At 66.8% G+C, this 18,270-nt stretch carries 14 protein-coding genes; 5 read left to right on the forward strand and 9 right to left on the reverse strand.

The genetic code is table 11. The annotated features are described in order from the left end of the window. Positions 1-132 precede the first annotated feature (132 nt). A complete protein-coding gene (locus CCUG20998_RS21260) occupies positions 133-2,703 on the reverse strand; it encodes a bifunctional FO biosynthesis protein CofGH (RefSeq protein WP_012395849.1) in 2,571 nt (856 codons plus the stop codon). Between the two features lie 204 nt (positions 2,704-2,907). On the opposite strand from CCUG20998_RS21260, the gene CCUG20998_RS21265 reads away from it, so the two are divergent. Continuing rightward, positions 2,908-3,774, forward strand: a complete 867-nt coding sequence (locus CCUG20998_RS21265) for a PE family protein (protein ID WP_020726290.1) — start codon at positions 2,908-2,910, stop codon at positions 3,772-3,774. A gap of 29 nt (positions 3,775-3,803) precedes the next feature. Here the strand turns inward: CCUG20998_RS21265 and CCUG20998_RS21270 are convergent, their stop codons facing one another. Together CCUG20998_RS21270 and mshB are read right to left on the reverse strand one after the other, a co-directional pair. Beyond that, positions 3,804-4,235: a hypothetical protein gene (locus CCUG20998_RS21270; RefSeq protein WP_036426345.1), complete on the reverse strand. Its 432-nt coding sequence runs from the start codon at positions 4,233-4,235 to the stop codon at positions 3,804-3,806. A gap of 138 nt (positions 4,236-4,373) precedes the next feature. Next, positions 4,374-5,279 (reverse strand): N-acetyl-1-D-myo-inositol-2-amino-2-deoxy-alpha-D-glucopyranoside deacetylase, encoded by a 906-nt coding sequence (gene mshB, locus CCUG20998_RS21275; RefSeq protein WP_012395852.1) that lies wholly within the window; start codon positions 5,277-5,279, stop codon positions 4,374-4,376. A 172-nt stretch (positions 5,280-5,451) separates the two neighbouring features. On the opposite strand from mshB, the gene CCUG20998_RS21280 reads away from it, so the two are divergent. After that, entirely contained in the window at positions 5,452-6,066 is a 615-nt protein-coding gene (locus CCUG20998_RS21280; RefSeq protein WP_036456167.1) for a TetR/AcrR family transcriptional regulator, read from the forward strand. A gap of 28 nt (positions 6,067-6,094) precedes the next feature. Here the strand turns inward: CCUG20998_RS21280 and CCUG20998_RS29100 are convergent, their stop codons facing one another. The 5 genes from CCUG20998_RS29100 to CCUG20998_RS21305 form a co-directional block, all read right to left on the reverse strand. Continuing rightward, positions 6,095-7,195: a PE family protein gene (locus CCUG20998_RS29100; protein WP_275540250.1), complete on the reverse strand. Its 1,101-nt coding sequence runs from the start codon at positions 7,193-7,195 to the stop codon at positions 6,095-6,097. 228 nt (positions 7,196-7,423) lie between these two features. Further along, on the reverse strand, positions 7,424-9,625 hold the full coding sequence (locus tag CCUG20998_RS29105) for a PE family protein (protein WP_020729878.1): 2,202 nt from the start codon (positions 9,623-9,625) through the stop codon (positions 7,424-7,426). 210 nt (positions 9,626-9,835) lie between these two features. After that, positions 9,836-11,743 (reverse strand): ABC transporter family substrate-binding protein, encoded by a 1,908-nt coding sequence (locus tag CCUG20998_RS21295; RefSeq protein WP_081651080.1) that lies wholly within the window; start codon positions 11,741-11,743, stop codon positions 9,836-9,838. 97 nt (positions 11,744-11,840) lie between these two features. Then, positions 11,841-13,727, reverse strand: coding sequence for a translational GTPase TypA (gene typA, locus CCUG20998_RS21300; protein WP_020729876.1), 1,887 nt, complete (start codon positions 13,725-13,727; stop codon positions 11,841-11,843). A 251-nt stretch (positions 13,728-13,978) separates the two neighbouring features. After that, a complete protein-coding gene (locus CCUG20998_RS21305) occupies positions 13,979-14,401 on the reverse strand; it encodes a (deoxy)nucleoside triphosphate pyrophosphohydrolase (protein ID WP_050674699.1) in 423 nt (140 codons plus the stop codon). A gap of 253 nt (positions 14,402-14,654) precedes the next feature. Here CCUG20998_RS21305 and CCUG20998_RS21310 point away from each other — a divergent pair, with 253 nt between their 5' ends. Then, positions 14,655-14,939, forward strand: a complete 285-nt coding sequence (locus tag CCUG20998_RS21310; RefSeq protein ID WP_036456165.1) for a 4a-hydroxytetrahydrobiopterin dehydratase — start codon at positions 14,655-14,657, stop codon at positions 14,937-14,939. A gap of 25 nt (positions 14,940-14,964) precedes the next feature. Here CCUG20998_RS21310 and CCUG20998_RS21315 read toward each other — a convergent pair whose 3' ends face one another. Then, positions 14,965-16,233, reverse strand: coding sequence for a mannosyltransferase (locus CCUG20998_RS21315; protein ID WP_020729872.1), 1,269 nt, complete (start codon positions 16,231-16,233; stop codon positions 14,965-14,967). A gap of 141 nt (positions 16,234-16,374) precedes the next feature. Here CCUG20998_RS21315 and CCUG20998_RS21320 point away from each other — a divergent pair, with 141 nt between their 5' ends. Both CCUG20998_RS21320 and CCUG20998_RS21325 read left to right on the forward strand, forming a co-directional pair. Then, positions 16,375-17,001: a hypothetical protein gene (locus CCUG20998_RS21320; RefSeq protein WP_015356842.1), complete on the forward strand. Its 627-nt coding sequence runs from the start codon at positions 16,375-16,377 to the stop codon at positions 16,999-17,001. Beyond that, positions 16,961-18,250 (forward strand): Rv1157c family protein, encoded by a 1,290-nt coding sequence (locus CCUG20998_RS21325; RefSeq protein ID WP_406682461.1) that lies wholly within the window; start codon positions 16,961-16,963, stop codon positions 18,248-18,250. Before CCUG20998_RS21320 ends, CCUG20998_RS21325 begins: the two co-directional genes overlap by 41 nt. The last annotated feature ends 20 nt before the right edge of the window (positions 18,251-18,270 follow it).

Here is an 18,270-nt window from a genome sequence, read left to right on the forward strand (position 1 = left end):
CAGCGGCGTGCAACTGTCCGACGATATCCGCGGACAACTCTAATAGCTTGCGCGGCAGTATAACTCCACAGCAGTCGGCGCGGCGCCCATTAACGTAATCTCCGGAGGAAACCACCGGGTGCCGGCGACTCGCTAGGCGGCCAACGAAGCGTACGTTGTGGTGCGCTGGCGCGCCGGCCGACCGATCCCCGCGGCGATAGCCGCAAGTTCGGCAGCGGTCTTTGCCGATCCGTGTTCGGAACCGGCCATCCGCGAGATCGTCTCCTCCATCAGCGTCCCGCCCAAGTCGTTGGCGCCGCCGCTCAGCATCACTCGAGTGCGCTCGACACCAAGTTTGACCCAGCTGGTCTGGATGTGGGGAATGCGGCCGTGCAGCATGATCCGCGCCAGGGCATGCACCGCGCGGTTGTCGCGATGAGTGGGGCCCGGCCTGGCCGCGCCAGCCAGGTACAACGGCGAGTTCTGATGCACGAACGGCAACGGCACGAATTCCGTGAACCCGCCGGTGCGGTCTTGGATATCGCGCAGCACATTGAGGTGGGCAATCCAGTGCCGCGGGCTGTCGACGTGGCCGTACATCATGGTCGATGATGACCGCAGGCCCACCTCGTGCGCGGTGCTCACGATCTCGATCCACAGCGACGTCGGCAACTTGCCCTTGGTGAGCACCCAACGCACCTCGTCGTCCAGAATCTCGGCGGCGGTGCCTGGGATGGTGCCCAGACCGGCCTCACGCAGAGCGGTCAGCCACTCGCGGATGCTCAGCCCGCTCTTGGTCACACCGTTGGCGATCTCCATCGGAGAGAACGCGTGCACGTGCATCGAGGGCACCCGAGCCTTGACCGCACGCACCAGGTCGGCGTAGCCGGTAACCGGAAGTTCGGGATCGATGCCCCCCTGCATGCACACCTCGGTCGCTCCGGCCACGTGGGCTTCCCAGGCGCGATCGGCGACCTCGTCCGCCGACAGTGAGTAGGCGTCGGCGTCGCCCTTGCGCTGCGCGAACGCGCAGAATCGGCAGCCGGTGTAACAAACGTTGGTGAAGTTGATGTTGCGGTTGACCACAAAGGTCACGTCGTCACCGACCGCATCGCGTCGCAACGAATCTGCAAGCGCCGCAACAGCTTCCAAGGCGGGTCCGTCAGCGGTGGCCAGCGCAAGATATTCCTCGTCGGAACAGCCCGCGGGAGAACGCTCGGCGGAACGCAGAGCGGCCAGGACATCGGTGTCGATGCGTTCGGGACCACGGGCCGCCAGCTCGTGCACGTGTGAACGGACCGCATCCCAGTCACCGAAAGCGCTGTCGAGGTCGCTGCGCGCCTCGGTGCAGCGTCCCTCTGTGTCGATCGCCGCATTGAGATCCACCCGACCTGACGACGCGACATCGTCAGGCTCCTGCCACGGCAGACCCACCGGGTTGACCTCACGTGCAAAACCAGTCGCCGGATCAGCCAGCGCCACAACATGTCTGCGCACCCGCGGGTCGATCCAGGCGCCCCCCGCCTGCACGTACTTGGGTTGCGCGGTCAACCGCTGCACCAGTTCGTAGCCCGCTCCCGAAGTCACGGCGGCCAGGTCGTCCAATGCGGGCCACGGCCGCTCCGGGTTGACGTGGTCGGGCGTCAGCGGCGACACGCCACCCCAGTCGTCGACACCGGCACCGATCAGCGCCGCACATTCATCTTGGGAAACCAGATTCGGTGGCGCCTGAATGCGCATTCCCGGGCCGAGCACCAGCCGGGCGACCGCGACCGTCGCCAGGTAGTCCTCGATTCCGGCGTCGGGAACCGCTGCCATTGCGGTGTGTTCCTTGGCCCGGAAGTTTTGCACGATCACTTCCTGGACGTGGCCAAACTCTTTGTGCAACTTACGAATCGCATGCAGCGTGTCAGCCCGCTCGGCCAGCGTCTCACCGATGCCGACCAGCAGACCGGTGGTAAACGGTATGGAAAGCCGACCGGCGTCGGTCAGAGTGCGCAACCGCACCGCCGGGTCTTTGTCCGGGCTGCCATAGTGCGCGAGGCCTTTGGTTTCGAACAGCCGCCGCGACGTCGTCTCCAGCATCATGCCCATCGACGGCGCCACCGGTTTGAGCAGCGACATCTCCGACCAGCTCATCACCCCCGGATTCAAGTGCGGCAAGAGCCCAGTCTCTTCGAGCACCCGGATCGCCATGGCCCGCACATAGGCCAGCGTGGTGTCATAGCCGCGCTCGCTCAGCCACTCCTTCGCCTCTGGCCAACGTTGCTCGGGACGATCCCCAAGGGTGAACAGGGCCTCTTTGCAGCCAAGTTGGGCCCCCCGCCGTGCGATATCGAGGATCTCGTCGGGCTCCAGATACATTCCGGCGCCTTGGGCCCGCAGCTTGCCCGGGACGGTGACGAACGTGCAGTAGTGGCAGTTGTCACGGCATAGATGGGTGACCGGGATGAATACCTTGCGCGAATAGGTGATCGGCAGACCACCGCCCGTACCGCGGCGTCCGGCCGATTCCAGACCAGCGTCACGCACTCGGGCCGCGCTGGCACACAGCTCAGCCAGCTGGTCGCCGCGCGCCGACATCGCGACGGCGGCCTCGTCGATGTTGAGCGCAACACCGTCTCGCGCGCGCCGTAGTACCCGCCGCAGCGCCGATGCACTGGGCTTGGGCGGAACGACGGGGCTGGGCAGGGCGGTGGGCTCCTGGCGCGAGGTCAGCGGCACGTTGGTGTAACTTCCCCACGCCCCGATTTCATCCGTGCGTCCACAATTCGAGCCTTGGCGGGTGCCATATGCGCAACAGTAGCGGCAGGGCCGGGCCGGCACTCGACGGACCAGCACGCGCCATGTGTTTGGTGAGTCCGGGGCGAACCGCCGCCGATCGCGATACGCTAGCAGCCAAGTAGGTACAGCAGGGGGTGTTACGCCATGTCGTATGTGGCCGCCGTGCCGGAGGCGCTGACGGCAGCCGCTTCGGATGTAGCCGGTATTGGTACAACCATCAGCTCGGCCAACGCCGCAGCGTCGGCTCCGACGACCGGAGTGCTCGCAGCCGCCGGCGACCAGGTATCAGCCCAGGTCGCGGCTCTGTTCTCGTCACATGGCGAGATCTATCAGCGGCTCAGTTCGCAGCTCTCGACCTTTCACGATCAATTCGCCGCGGCGTTGAACACCAGCGCCAACTCCTATGCATCCGCCGAGGCCAACGCCGCCAAGACCCTGCTGAGTGCGGTGAACAGCCCCGCCGAGAAGCTGCTCGGGCAGCCGCTGATGGGCCAGGGCGGCATCGTGGCCAACGCGGTGAGCCAGGTCCAGAGTGTTTTCGCGGGCGCCGGCTCCAACGCGCTGGGCGCCAACGCCAGCATGTTGGCGCTGGCGCCGACGGGCGGCGCCGCCACCGCGGCGGCCTCGGGCTCGCTGCTGGGACCGATCGCCAGCGCCGCCGCCGCGCCGGCAGCAATCCTTCCCGTGTCGGTGGCCACCGCCATCCAGAACTTCTACCTCGCCGTCGAGCCGTGGGTGCAGTACGGCTTCAACCTCGCCTCGTGGGCGGTGGGGTGGGTGCCATGGATCGGCATCCTGGCGCCTCAGATCAATTTCTTCTACTACCTTTTTGAGCCGATAGTGCAAAGCGGCCTGTTCAATACGCTCGACTGGCTAGACGGCACCATCACGTTCAGTCAGGGGCTGAGCAACTTCTGGTCGGCGACCACGGCGTCGGTCAACCAATTCATCCAAACCGAGATCAACTGGATACGGAACTTCTTCCCGCCGTTCCCGCCGCTGCCGTTCTGAGCAGCTGAGCACCGCCCCGGTCCGCGCGGCTAGGCACCGTTGGGCCGGTCGCGGACTTGGCGCCGCCAGAGCACCCATCCCGGCGGCAGAGCCCCCAGCACGATCAGGATCAGCGCGCCGTAGGCCATCACTCCACGCCCACCGAGCACCACGTCGTCGCCGGGCCCACCGAAGCTCAGCACCGCCACGGTCGCCAGCCATGTCCATAACGGCAGCGCCGCCACCCGATGGGATGTGGTCCATCGCTCGGCCGCCCAAACCAGCGCGGCGTTGACCAGTCCGCTGATCAGTGCACTGATCGGAAAGGGCACCGAACCCAAGTAGGTCGGCAGCAGCAGAGCCCCCATCAATGCAGACAGGACGCCGTCCACGGCCAACAACGTCAGCACTACGGCACGTATCGCGGGATCGATTGCGCCGGCCTCTTCACTCGAGACGACGCGCGATTGGGTTGCGGTCAGGTCGGGACGCTATCGATCTGGGACAGGATCGAACCGATGACCCACTGCAGACTGTCCAGCCTGTCCTGCCAATGCTGCAAGTTGGGGTCCAGGTCGGGGTCCATACGGGTTTCCTTCCATGGCTGCCTGATTGGCAGCCTACGTGCCGAACCCGGTGAAGCCCAGACCAGCAAGCAGATCTGTTTCCCAGCCACGCTCGTCGCGGGCCCCCGCCCTACCAGCGACAAGCAGGTAGTGCTCATCGGCCAGAATCGGCAACGCCATGTTGTTGGACAGCGCACACGCGCGTCCGGACGGGCCGACGGTGACCTGGGTCGCGTGCGCCGCAAGCGCGGCGATTTTGGCTGCCCGCGCGTCCGAATCGCCGGTCACGACGGCGTCGATGCGTTCGTCCGGGTAGATAAAGGGGATGTCTTCGGGCGGTAGCACCCACTCCGGTAGTAGATCGTCGGGCGTCAGCGCCTGCCGGCCCGCCAGGAACGCGCTCAGCCCCAAGATCGTCCAGTAGAACTTCGGCACCACCCAGGGGTCACCCGGGTAGTCGCAGTCGCCCACCGAGCCCGCCGCGGCCACCGCGGCAGTGGTAACGACGTGTGCCTGGACGTGGTCAGGGTGGCCATAGCCGCCGTCGGGGTCATAAGTCACCACGACGTGCGGGCGCAGCTCCCGAATGATCGCGACGAGCGCCCCGACCGCCTCCCGGTCGTCGGCGTCGACGAATCTGCGCCGACCCCGCTGCTCGGTGCCAGCCATGCCCGAGTCCCGCCAGCGGCCCGCACCACCAAGGTAGATGGGCGCATCGACCCCCAGCCGCTGCAATGCCGCGGTGAGTTCACCGATGCGGTAGCCGCCGAGTTGGTCGGCGTGATCGACCGCAAGTTGGGCCCATCGGTCGCCGATAACCTCACCCTCTTCACCTAGGGTGCAGGTGACGACGTGGACCTGCGCCCCGCGCGCGGCGTAATGGGCGATCGTCGCGCCGTTGCTGAGGCTCTCATCGTCGGGGTGTGCATGGACGAACAGCAGACGCGGTGTCTCAGGCATGGATTCCTTCCCTACCTTCCCTACCCGCCACACGCACGGCCGCGGCCCATCCCGGCCACGCGACCCGTCCAGAAATCGGTGGGCTGCTTGTAATATTTGCAGTGACAAGCGTTAACAACGCAATTGCGTTCGATTCCGAGAAATAAGAGACGCTAACGGCTACTATTGAATGATGGCGCAGCTGTCCGAACCCATGCTAACCCCCTACCGGAGCCGGCGACGCGGCGAGGTGCTCGAACGGGCCTTGTATTCGGCCACCCTGGCCGAGCTCATCGCAGTCGGCTACGGCAAGCTGACCATGGAGGGCATCGCGGCGCGCGCCCAGACCGGCAAGGCCGCGCTGTATCGGCGTTGGGCGAGCAAACATGACCTGGTCCAGGCCGCGCTGCAATATGCCGTGCCGCCACCCCCGGAACCGCGCCCCGGGCGGTCAGCTCGAGAGAACCTGCTGACCGTCTTCACCGCACACCGCGATGTCCTCGCCGGCAAGACCGAGTTCCCGGGCCTGGTGGCCATCGGCCAGCTGATACACGAGCCCGAACTGCGTGCCATCTTCGCCAACTCCGTGGTCCATCCCCGACTCAAGATCATCGATTCGGTTCTGCGGGCCGCCATCCGCGAAGGTGACCTGGATCCCGACACCGTTACCCCGTTTACCGCACGCATCGGGCCCGCGTTGATGAACCAGCACTTCATCCTCACCGGGACGCCGCCGAATCGGCGTGAATTGGCACTCATCGTCGACACGGTCATCCCCCCCAAGCGCCCCGCGCCGTCGGACAGCTGAACGAACGCACACAACCGCGGCGTTGTACCTATGCGCCAGTGATCAAGCCGACCAAGTCGGCGCCCATCACCAAGCTCTGGTCGAAGGCGCCCACCAGACCGCCGATCTCGCCGCTATTGAAGACCTGAGCGGAACTGCCGAGCAGCAGGCTAGAGGTGAAGTTTGCCGGGACCTGCGCACCAACGAGGGTGTTTGCGGCCTGCTCGCCCGTTCCGATGAGCAGGTTGGCGACATTGAAGCCGCGGTTGAGCGCACCATTGAGGGCGCTATCGGTACCGAAGACACGCTGCTCCCACGCCACTTCGTTGGCGACCAGGGCGTGGTTGAAGCTGAGCTGATTGTTCACCATTGCGGTGTTGAAGCCAATCTGAGCCGCTTCCAGCTGCTCCATGAAATCACCTACCGGACTTGCTGACAGCGCCTGTGCAGCGGCCGGGAACACACTTGACGCCGACGGCAGCAGCGACCCACTGCCCGCGAAGATGCCAACCAAGTCGGTGGGAACCATCAGGCTCTGATCGAAGGCGCCGAGCAGGCCGCCGATCTGGCCGTCGTTGAACACCTGAGCCGAACTGCCCAGCAGCAGACTCGAGGTGAAGTTCGTTGGCACCGGAGCACCCAGGAGGGTGTTGATGGTTTGCTCGCCGGTTCCCAACAACAGATTGCCCGCGTTGAAGCCCCGGTTGAGTGCCCCATTGAGAGCACTGTCGGTACCAAAGATTAGTTTCTCGAACGCGACCTCGTTGGCCACCAGCGCACGGTTGAATACGAGCTCGTTGTTGACCAGGAACGTGTTGAAGTTGATCTGCAGCTGCTCGAGTTGTTCCAAGGGGCTCGAGGACGCCGCGGCTGCAGCCACTACCCGCAGTGGCGAGGCATTGGCCGATTCCGCGCCGGCATAGGCTTGCGCACCCGCGTTCAAGGTTCGGACGAACTGATCATGAAACTCCGAAAGCTGCGCGCTGGGCCGTTGATAGGCCTGGCCATGCGCATCGAACAACGCGGCGATTGCGGTCGACACTTCGTCGGCGGCCGCCGGTAACACGCTCGTCGTCGCCACCGCCGCCGTTGTGCCGGCCGCGTTGATCGTCGAACCAATGCCCGCCAAATCTGTTGCAGCCGAGGCCAGTACTTACGGAGCGGTTGTCAAGAGCGACATCGTGCATCACCACCGGTTCAAGCGCACGACCACTGAGCGCACAGCCCGGTCGTGCGGCTAGTGCGAATGCACAGAGCCTAGCCCCGCTCCGGTGCAGACATGCCGGGTTTTCACCAATTGATCCAGAAATATTCAAATCTGACGCACATCAACGCTGGTGCCGCGTTAGTGCCGCCACGATCGCGCCCCTAGCGATAGCTACTCAGGAATTTCACCACCGACCTCGGTCCCTACCTCAACACCACCCGAGGCGGAGCCGGTCAGCTGACCGATCAGCTCCGGCAGGCGGCCGTCGAGTGTCGCCTGGATTGGAACACCGAAGACGCTCAGGAAGGCCCCATCCATCAGAAATTTCTGCTCCACCGCACCGAGCAAGCCACCGGTCGTCACGCCACCGAAGGCATCGGCCGAACCACTGGCCAGCAGGCTGCCGGTAAAGTCCGCGGGCACCGGGACGCCCAAGAGCGCGTCGACGGTCTGCTGTCCCGCACCCAGAGTGAAGTTGACCATGTTGAAGGCGTGGTTCACCGCACCATTGAGGGCACTGTCGGTGCCGAAAATCGCCTGCTGCAAAGCCATCTCATTGGTGACCAGTGATCCGTTGAAGGCCAGTTGACCGCTGAGCACATCAGCATTGAAAGCCGCTTGGGCTTGGCCGAACTGGCTCAACCACGACGCATCGACCAGTGCTGGGCCTCCCAAAGCCGCGTTGAGCAACAGCAACTGGTGCGCCACACCAGGCAGGCCACCGGTCGGTATGTCGCCCTCGAGCGAGCCGCCGACGAGCAGGCTGCCGGTAAAGCTGGCCGGCGTCGGGGCACCCAGCACGGCATTGACGGCTTGCTCTCCCGTACCCACCAGTAGGTTCACCGCGTTGAACCCGTGGTTGACCGCGCCGTTGAGCGCCGCATCGGTGCCGAACAAGGCCTGTTGCAGCGCAACCTCATTGGCAACCAAGGACTGGTTGAACGCGAGCTGGACGTCGACAAGACCGGCCAATACCCCGTTTTGGGCTTGACCCAGTTGCGCGAGCACCGCACCGGGCAGGCCCGACACGGTGTCCACCAGTACCGGGAACCCGGAGAAGTCACCGGTCAATCCCGCCGCGACGGCGGCATTGAACTGAGCGCCTACAGCGGACAGCTCACCACCCAAGTTGCCCAGCACGTCAACACCACCCATGAACCCGGTGAGTCCGGTGCCGAAACCACCCGCCAGCGACTCACCGGTCTGGATCAGCGCGGCAAGCCCCGGTAACCCACCACCCAGGCCGCCCGACAACATCCCACTCACCTGGGTGCCCAACGTGCCAAGCGCAGCGTTGAAGCCGCCGGCCAGCGACTCACCGGTCTGGATCAGCGCAGCGAGCCCGGGCACTGCCGTACCCAAACTCCCGGACAGAGCCGCGCCCAATTGAGCGCCCAAACCCGAAAGGGCAGTGCCAAAGCCGCCCATCAGCACCGCCCCGGCTTGCACCAGGCCGGACAAGTCTGGAAGCTCACCGCCGACGGCGCCCGACAGGACACCGGCCACCTGAGAACCCAGCCCACTGACGGCGTCGTTGATGCTGCCGGCCAGCACCTGCCCCGTCTGCACCAGCCCGGAAACGCTGGGCAATCCTGCGCTCAAGTCGCCCGACAGCCCAGCGCCGAGCTGGGCACCCAGGCTCGACAGATCCGGGAGCCCAGCACTGAGGCTCCCGCTCAGAGCGGCGCTCAGTTGGGTTCCCATGCCCGAAAGCGCAGCGTTGAAGCTGCCGGCCAACGACTGGCCGGTCTGCACCACTCCAGAAAGGCCGGCACCGATCTGAGCACCGGGCACCTGTCCACCGAGCAGCAAGCTGGTGCTCAGACTCGCCGGAATCTGGGCCCCCACAAGGGTGTTCACGAATTGTTGGCCCGTCCCCACCACCAAGTTGGTGGCGTTGAAGCCGCCGTAGATCACCCCTCCGACCAAGCTGTTGGCGCCGCCAACCGCCTCAATCACGGCCGCCTCGTTGGCGACCAGCGCCTGGTTGAACGCGAGTTCGCCGCTGACCAGGTTGGCGGTGAAGCCAGCCTGCACCCGGCCAACCTGTTCAAAGAGCCCGCCCGGCCCGGCCGCGAGCACCGCTTGCGCATTGGCGACTTCGCTGCTCGCATAGGCGTCCGCGCCGGCACTGAGCACTCGGACAAACTCATCGTGAAACAGCGCCGCCCGGGCGCTGAGCTCCTGATAAGCCTGGCCGTGTGCACCGAACAAGGCCGCGATGCCCGCCGACACCTCATCGAGACCTGCCGGGATCACACCGGTGGTAGCCAACGCTGCGGCGCTGCCGGCCGTGTTTATCGTCGAGCCAATACTTGCCAAATCGGTTGCTGCCGCACTCAAATACTGCGGTTCCGCAAATACAAAAGACATTTCGGGCCTCCCCACCACGGCTTCAATGGCTTCGCTAGCTTGATTGCTGGCCATCCCCGGCCCGATCAGGGCAGCCCTGAGCGGAGCGTATCGCGATGTGGGCGGCGACTGCGCGGTTTCTGCACAATCCGTTGATGATTGGCCCAATAGAGCGCGGAACGAAAGCGAAAATGGCCATTTCCCATAGCTTTACGGGAGCAACGGCGGAAGCTAGGGGCCGGTCTTCACCCACTGGCCGGCGTCACCGACGATGCCGACCGGCACCGAGCCAGACAAGCTGACATTCCGAACGCTGGGGCCGACCGCAACGATGGTGGTGTCCTGCAAGATCGGCAGCACGGTCCACATGTTCCACAGCCGCGGCTCGACCGCGGTGATCACGTCGTTGATGTTCTTGGTGCCGTTGAGTGCGGAATCGATGTTCGACTGGATGCTGGGGTCGCAAATGCCGGTGAGGTTCGACGGCGCCCGAAACAGTGCGTTCGGGCCGGGTGGCTCGCTGGGCGCGGGCGGCACCGGTGTGACGGCGCTGGGCACCGCAGACGGCATCGAACCCGTGGTTGCTGCGGGTGTGTTCGCCGGTATCGTCGGCTCCCAGACCTCCGTGGTCTGCAACGCCGGGCAGCCATAACGCGACGCCAGCAATGTCGCGAGGTTTCCGCCGGCCTGGTGCCAGCCCACGATCGCGTCGACCCGGTTGTCGTTGAGGGCGTCGCCGTAGAGCGTGACCGGGTCCAACGCCAGTACGGAGGCGGCGATCCCCACGTTGCGCAACTGGTCGGCCGCCGTGTTGGCGACCGCCACGGACGTCGGGTCGTTGGCAGCCACCCCGATGACCAGCGTCAGCTGTCTGCCGTCCTTGCTGATGCCGCCGCGGATGACTTCCGGCGGCCCCGTGCTGACCGGCGTGGTGGTGGAGCCCGGCCCCGGCGGCGCCGGCGAAACCGAGGTGTTGCTCTCGATCTGGTAGCCGGCTCCTTCAAGAAGCGCCAATGCTGCGGAGGTACTCAGCGCCGGCGGTGCGGTCGGTACATAGCCCGGGTCACTCGGTGAACGGATCTGGGCCTGGTCCAAGGTGACGGTGTTGTCGCTGCCAGCCCCCACAGCGGCGAGCAGGTCAACATCGAGCAAACCCAAAATCGCCTTGCGCACCTGCGCTTCGGCCAGCTTGGGCTGATTTGCCCGGAGCGTGAGCTGCATGACCCGCGGGGTCACGATCCGGGCGGTCCGCACGTCGGGAATGGCCGACAACTGGGCGAACGCGGCCGACCCACCGTGAACTTGGGCCACCTGCGTGTCCCCGTTGCGCACCGAGTCGGCCAGCGCCGCAGGCGCCCCGGCACGGCGAAACAGGATCAGGGAAGGTTTGGCCGGAGGCCCCCAATAGCGGTCGTTACGGGCGATCAAGATCTCGTCGCGCTGCGGGTCGATGTTTTCCACCCGGAACTGCCCGCCCGTGACGGGCAAGGTGCGCGCCAGCCCCGCGGCGAAACCGCCCGGAACGTCCTTGACGATGTGCGCTGGCAGCAGGTTGTCAAACAGCTCTCGCCAGGCCGGGTAGGGCTGCGCGAAGGTGACGACGGCCTGCTTGCCCCCCTCCAGTGATTGGACGGCGGTGATCAGGTCGTAGCCGGCCGGATCAACGACACCAGGCTGGCTGACCATCTGCCGCCACAAGTACCAGAAGTCGTCGGCAGCGATCGGCGCGTTGTCAGTCCATTGCGCTTCCGGACGGATCTTGTAGGTGACCGTGAAGGGCGATTGGCCGGTCACCTCCGCGGACACCAGCAAGGTGGGATCCATATCCCAGCGCGAGCCGGTCGGCGAGTTCGGATCCGGCACCGGCCGGAACGCACTGGGCAGCACCAGCGCGCTGATCGCCGCGTTCACCGGCGACAGATCGGACAGCAGGTGCGGGTTGAACCCCGCGCCGATCGAGTCGATGCCCATGATGATCTGGGTCGGATGCGGCGGCGGCGGTGGGGTGTTGTGGGTCGTGTCGGTGCTCTGCGGCGCCGGAGGCGGACTCACCGTACAACCAGACAGCGCCACACCTAGCGCTGTGATCAGCACGCCGACCGTCAGGCAAACGCGGCGTACTGGGCTGAACACACCCACCAGGGTATCGAGGCGGTCCTCGCGCGTGATGCAGCTGCGAAAAACCGAACCGGATTTCGCACTGGCGTCACGCTCGCGTTCGCGGGGCGCCCCCAAGCTAACCTCGGGCCTTGGCCCGGGACCGGCTGCGAGCCCGCGAGGTGGCGTCCAGCTCGACCTTGCGAACCCGGATGGCCTCCGGTGTCACCTCGACGCATTCGTCGGGCGCGCAGAACTCCATGGCCCGCTCCAGGTCGAGCTCGAGCGGCTTGGCCAGCGTCTCTATCACGTCCGCGGTCGATGACCGCATGTTGGTCAGCTTCTTCTCGCGGGTGACGTTGATGTCGAGGTCCTCGGCCCGCGGGTTGATGCCGACGACCATGCCCTCGTAGGTGTCCTCGCCGGGCTCGACGAAGAACTGACCTCGATCGGCAAGCTGGAGCAGCGCGAAGGGGGTGATGACCCCGGAGCGATCCGACACCAGCGACCCGGTGTGCCGGGCCCGGATCTCCCCCGCCCACGGCCGGTAACCGTCGAACACGGCGTTGGCGATGCCGGTCCCCCGCGTCAGGGTGAGGAAGTCGGTGCGAAAGCCGATCAGCCCGCGGCTGGGCACGATGAAGTCCATCCGGACCCAACCGGCGGCATGATTCGTCATCTCTTCCATGCGGCCCTTGCGCCCGGCCATCAGCTGGGTGATGGCTCCGACGAATTCGTCCGGACAGTCGATGGTCATCGCCTCGAAGGGCTCGTGCAGCTTGCCGTCGATCGTCTTGGTGACCACCTGCGGCTTGCCTACCGTGAGTTCGAAGCCCTCCCGGCGCATCGTCTCGACCAGCACGGCCAATGCAAGTTCACCGCGCCCCTGCACTTCCCAGGCATCCGGGCGCCCGACGTCGACGACCCGGATCGAGACGTTACCGATCAGTTCGGTGTCCAGGCGACCTCGGACCATGCGGGCCGTCAGCTTGTGCCCGGAGACCTTCCCGGCCAGCGGCGAGGTATTGGTGCCGACCGTCACCGAGATCGCCGGTTCGTCGACGGTGATGCGCGGCAGGGCATGCGCATGGTCCGGGTCGGCCAGCGTGTCACCGATCATGATCTCCGGCAACCCCGCCACAGCGACGATGTCCCCGGCGACCGCCTCGTCGGTGGTGCTGCGCTCGACACCCTCGGTGGCCAGCAATTCGGTGATCTTGGCGCTCGTGATCACGGGCACCCCGTCCACCTCGCGTAGCCAAGCCACCTGCTGGCCCTTGCGCAGCTTGCCGTTGTAGATGCGGACCAGGGCGAGCCGGCCGAGGAAGGCCGACGCGTCCAGGTTGGTGACGAGGGCCTGCAGCGGAGCCTCGGGGTCGCCTTGCGGCGGCGGAACGTGCTCGAGCAGGACGTCGAACAACGGATCCAGGTTGGTGCCCTCGGGCGCCTGACCATCGGCCGGCTCGACGGTGCTCGCGATGCCCGCGCGCCCCGATGCGTACAGCGTCGGCAGCCCCAGCGCATGCTCAGCCGCCGCGGCAGCCTCGTCATCGAGATCGGACGCGACATCGAGCAGCAGGTCGTGGCTGGCCTCGACCACCTCTTTGATGCGGGCATCAGGCCGGTCGGTCTTGTTGACCACCAGGATCACCGGCAGATGCGCGCTCAGCGCCTTGCGCAGCACGAACCGGGTCTGTGGCAGCGGGCCCTCGGACGCGTCGACCAGCAGCAGCACCCCGTCCACCATGGACAACCCGCGCTCGACCTCGCCGCCGAAGTCGGCGTGGCCCGGGGTGTCGATGACGTTGATCACCGTCACCGTTCCATCCGGGTGGTGTCGGTGCACGGCGGTGTTCTTGGCCAGGATGGTGATGCCCTTTTCCCTTTCCAGGTCACCGCTGTCCATGACGCGTTCCTGGACTTCACCGCGTTCGGTGAGGGCACCGGATTGCCGCAACATCGCGTCAACCAGGGTGGTTTTGCCGTGGTCGACGTGAGCGACGATGGCGACATTGCGGAATAGCACGTCGGTGATTGTGGCAGCGCAGGCAGCGGAAGGCGAACTGGGCCGGTGAGTCGACCCGTCGACCGAGCCCCCGGTTCGGGCTGTCGCGCTCGGCGTGTCGCCCCCGGTGAGCCCCGGGAATCGGCCAAAAAGGGCCTACCACCCGCGTCGTAGCGCCACCGAACCACTTCGCGCGGCCACATCGGGCATCGACCGGCTACGGGTCACAGCGTGAGCAACACCATCCCGATCAGGGCGTGGCAGGCGGCCGGTCAACCCGTCGGCGGGGCTGGCCGCAGCGCCCGGTCCAGGTCGGCAAGCCAGCACCGATCGGCCGGTACCCAGTCGACATCGTCTAGTTGATCGGCCGTCACCCAGCGCAGCGCACGGTGATCGCGCGCGCATGGGTGCCCGCGCAGCAACCGCACCCGGTATGCCCGCAATACGGTCTTTTCATCCAGCACAACGTCGGCCCCCAACCGCTCGCCGACCGCGACATCGTCGACGCCGAGTCCGAGTTCTTCGACCAGCTCGCGAGCCAGCGCGGCAGGCTCGGTCTCGCCGCCAGCAACCTTTCCGCCGGGAAGCTCCCATCGACCGGCCAGCTCCGGCGGCCGGACCCGCTGCGCCACCAATACGGTGGCGCCGCAGATGATGGCTCCGGCAACGACGATCTGATTCGGCTGATTCGGCATCGCCAGTGACGGTATCTCGCCGAGTCGACCCGGCAGCGCCACATCCCAGATCCGGCGGACTGCGATCCGACCGAAGCCGTGTTGCCCCAACACCCCCAGCCCTGCGCCACCGCAGCCTTGACTGCGCGCCAAGCCGGCTTCGGGCAAGCGAAACATGATGGCGCGCAACGACGAACTGCCACACCGATCCCGATGCCGCAGAACCCGGATGGGCTAGGCAACACCCATGAACCCACGGCGTACCGTTGGCCACATGGCTGTGTTAACGGATGAGCAAGTAGACGCCGAACTGCCCGGCCTCAACGGCTGGCAACGGGCCGATGGAGCGCTGCGCCGATCCATCAAGTTTGCATCTTTTCTCGATGGGATCGATGCCGTGCGCCGGGTAGCCGAGCACGCGGAAAGCAAGGACCATCACCCGGACATCGACATCCGTTGGCGGACGGTTACTTTCGCACTCGTTACGCACTCGGCGGGCGGCATCACGCAAAACGACATCGACATGGCCCGCGACATCAACGGCATCGTCGGCGACTGACCAGCGCCTCGCCGCGCGACCGGGACTAGCGCGCCCGCTGACGCGTCGTCGCAATCCAGCCGAGGGTCGCCAGCGTTGCCGCCACATAGACCAGTCCGGCCCACGCCAGGTACCAGGGTCGGCCGATCTGCCAGATGGTCGGCTGGGCGAAACTCAGCAACCACGGCACGCCGATGACGGTGAGCGCCAGCCAACCCCAACCCAGGATCCGCGCGCCGAGGCGATCGCGCAGCGGGCCGCTGAGAAGCCAGATCATCAACGGCACCAACCACACCCAATGGTGGGTCCACGAGATCGGCGAGAGCAGCAAACCAAAGAGTTCGACCACCAGTAGCTTGCCCAGGTGATCGGCGGGCTCGAGCGCTCGCCAGGCCAGGACCGCCAGCACCGCCGTGACAGCGATGGCGGCCAACACCAGCGGGCCAAAGCCCGCGTCATGGCCGAGGATTCGCGAGATTGCGCCGCGCCAGGACTGATTGAACGACGTCGCAATGGGCCCGACCCGGTGCGCGTCGCCCAGCAGATCGGTGAAGTAGTAGCGAGCCTGATCACCCACGATCAGCAACGACACACCGACGGAGACAAGGAACACGACCGCCGAACACACCGCGGCACGCCAGCGCCGGACGCCGGCCAGATAGACGGCGGTGATCGCCGGCGTCAGTTTGATGCCCGCCGCCACGCCAACCAACAGGCCCGATAACCACCATCGCGTGGTGTAAACCGCCCACAGCGCCGCAAGCATCAGCAGGACGTTGATCTGCCCGTAGTCGAAGGTGCTGCGCAGCGGCTCGATCCAGATGGCGACCGCCGTCCCCACCATCGCGGCGCGGTGACCGCGCTCGGCCGGCACGCCGATCAGACGCTGGCTGATCCGGACCGCGCCGTACAACGCGGCGATGGTCGCGAGCTGCCACAGGAATGCGACCAGCCCGAAAGGCAGCAGGTGCAGCGGGTAAAAGACGACCGCCGCAAACGGCGGATACGTGAAGGGCAGCGGAAAGTCCGGCGTCTGATCTGCGTAAACGTAGCTGTACAGGCTGCCCGGGTGGTCAAGGGCCGCCGCTCCGCCGACGTAGACATGCAGATCGACAAAGTTCGCTCCGTTGGACGCCAGGTAGGTCCAGGCGAGTCGCGCAGCGACGCTGAACACCAGCAGCAACGGCGCGCCACGGCGCCCCCAGACCTTCGGCGATACCGCCTTGTGCCGAGTGGTGCTTGCCGCCGGGGCGGCCGAGGTCGTGTCGATGCGACCGACTCTAGTGCCGACCCAATTCCCCAGGTGACCGGTCACCGCTATCGCTCGTATCCATAACGATCAAATAAATGCCACACGTGTCACTTGAGTCACATCCGTACCGCGATAGCTTCGGCAACCGGGACCTGTCACTACCAACCATCACCCGGGACCTGTCACTAATAACCAGGGAGAGTCATGCCAACCATCTGGACGTACGTACGCGCCGCCGCCGTCTTGGTCGGTTCGTCCGCTGCACTACTGACGGGCGGAATCGCCCATGCAGACCCGGCGCCGGCGCCGGCTCCTGCTCCCAACATCCCGCAGCAGCTGATCAGCTCGGCCGCTAATGCGCCCCAAATCCTGCAGAACCTGGCGACGGCCCTGGGCACCACGCCGTTGCTCGGCGCCCCGCAGGCTCCGCAGCCGGTGCCCGCAGCACCCGGCCTCGGCTCGGTGCTGCCCGGGCTGGCCCCGGCCGCCCCGGCGACCGCCCCGGCGGTCACCCCGGCGATTCCCGGCGTGAACACCCCGATTCCGGGGATTACCGCGCCGGCCGCGCCGGTTGCGCCGTCCCCCGCGACGGCGGTAACGCCGTCCATCCCCGGGGTGAACGCCCCGATCCCGGGGCTCACCGCACCGGCACCCGCCGCTCCGGCGGCACCAGCGGCCGCACTTCCGGGGTTGGCGTCGGCAATTCCCGGTCTGGCTCAGGCCGCTCTGCCGGGGCTGACCGGGGGCGCCATTCCGGGACTCCCGGCCCCCGGCGCTGCGCCGGCCGCACCTGCAAACCAGCCCCAGACGTTGCTCGCGGCCCTGCCCTGAGCGTCTCGTCCGACGGCTAAAACCATCATCTAGGACCGGGAGAAATTACGTGGCAAGCACTTGGAGTCTGTCCAAAGGTTTGGCCGCCGTCGTCGTCACCTCGGCTGCCGCGTTCGGGCTTTGCCCGGGCGCGGCAGCCGACCCGGCGGCGCCGCAGCCCAACCCCAACCCACAGCTACCGGGTCTGCCGGCGTTGGCTCAACTGAGTCCGATAATCCAGCAAGCGGCCGGCAATCCCGAGCAGGCGACGCAGTTGCTGATGGCAGCTGCGCAGGCATTTGCGCACAACCCGGCGGCGCCGACCGAATCCCGCAACGTCGCGTCTTCGGTCAACCAGTTCGTCCAGGAGCCGGTGAACCCGGCCCCCGGATCACCTCCGCTAGGCGTGCCGGCTCCGGCCGCCGCCCCGGTTGAGGTCGCCCCGCCGGCCAGTGCCCCGGTGCCGCATGTGCCGGCCCCGGGCGCCGAGCCTGGGACACTCGCACATCTGCCCGCGGGTATCGATCCCGCGCATGCAGCGGGTCCAGCACCGGTAGCGGCGCCGGCCGGCGCACCGCCCGCGTCCGCGCCGGCACCGGCGGCGGCAGCTCCCGCGTCGGCGCCTGGCACCGCGCCAGCACCCGCGGCGGCACCGGGACCAGCACCCGCGGCACCCGCACCAGCACCGGCCGCGGCCGCACCAGCGCCGGCACCTGCCCCCGCCGCACCGCCGGCCGCACCCGTGGCCGCACCCGTGGCCGCACCTGCGCCCGTTCCGGCTCCTGCCCCCGCCGCCGCTCCCGCACCCGAAGCGGCCGCACCCGCGCCGGCACCGGCCGCGGCACCGGGCTTTGGCCCTGACGCCCCGCCCACGCAGGACTTCATGTACCCCTCGATCGGCACGAACTGCCTGGCGGACGGCAGCAACATCATCGCCACCGCCCTCTCGGTTGCGGGCCCGGCCACCATCCCGACGCCCGGCCCCGGGCCCGGCCAGACCGCCTATGTGTTCACCGCGGTCGGCACCCCCGGCCCCGCCGAGGTGCAGCGGCTGCCGTTGAACGTCACCTGGGTGAACCTGACCACCGGCAAATCCGGAAGCGTGACGCTCAAGCCGCGCTCCGACATCAATCCGGAGGGGCCCACAACGTTGACCGGGATTGCCGACACCGGTTCGGGCAGCATCATGTCGACGATCTTCGGGCAGGTCACCACCAAAGAACGGCAATGCCAGTTCATGCCCACCATCGGCTCAACGGTGGTGCCCTAGCACCACCGTTGAGTCGGCCG

The sequence above is a fragment of the Mycobacterium marinum genome, from assembly GCF_003391395.1.
GTDB classification, from domain to species: Bacteria; Actinomycetota; Actinomycetes; order Mycobacteriales; family Mycobacteriaceae; genus Mycobacterium; species Mycobacterium marinum.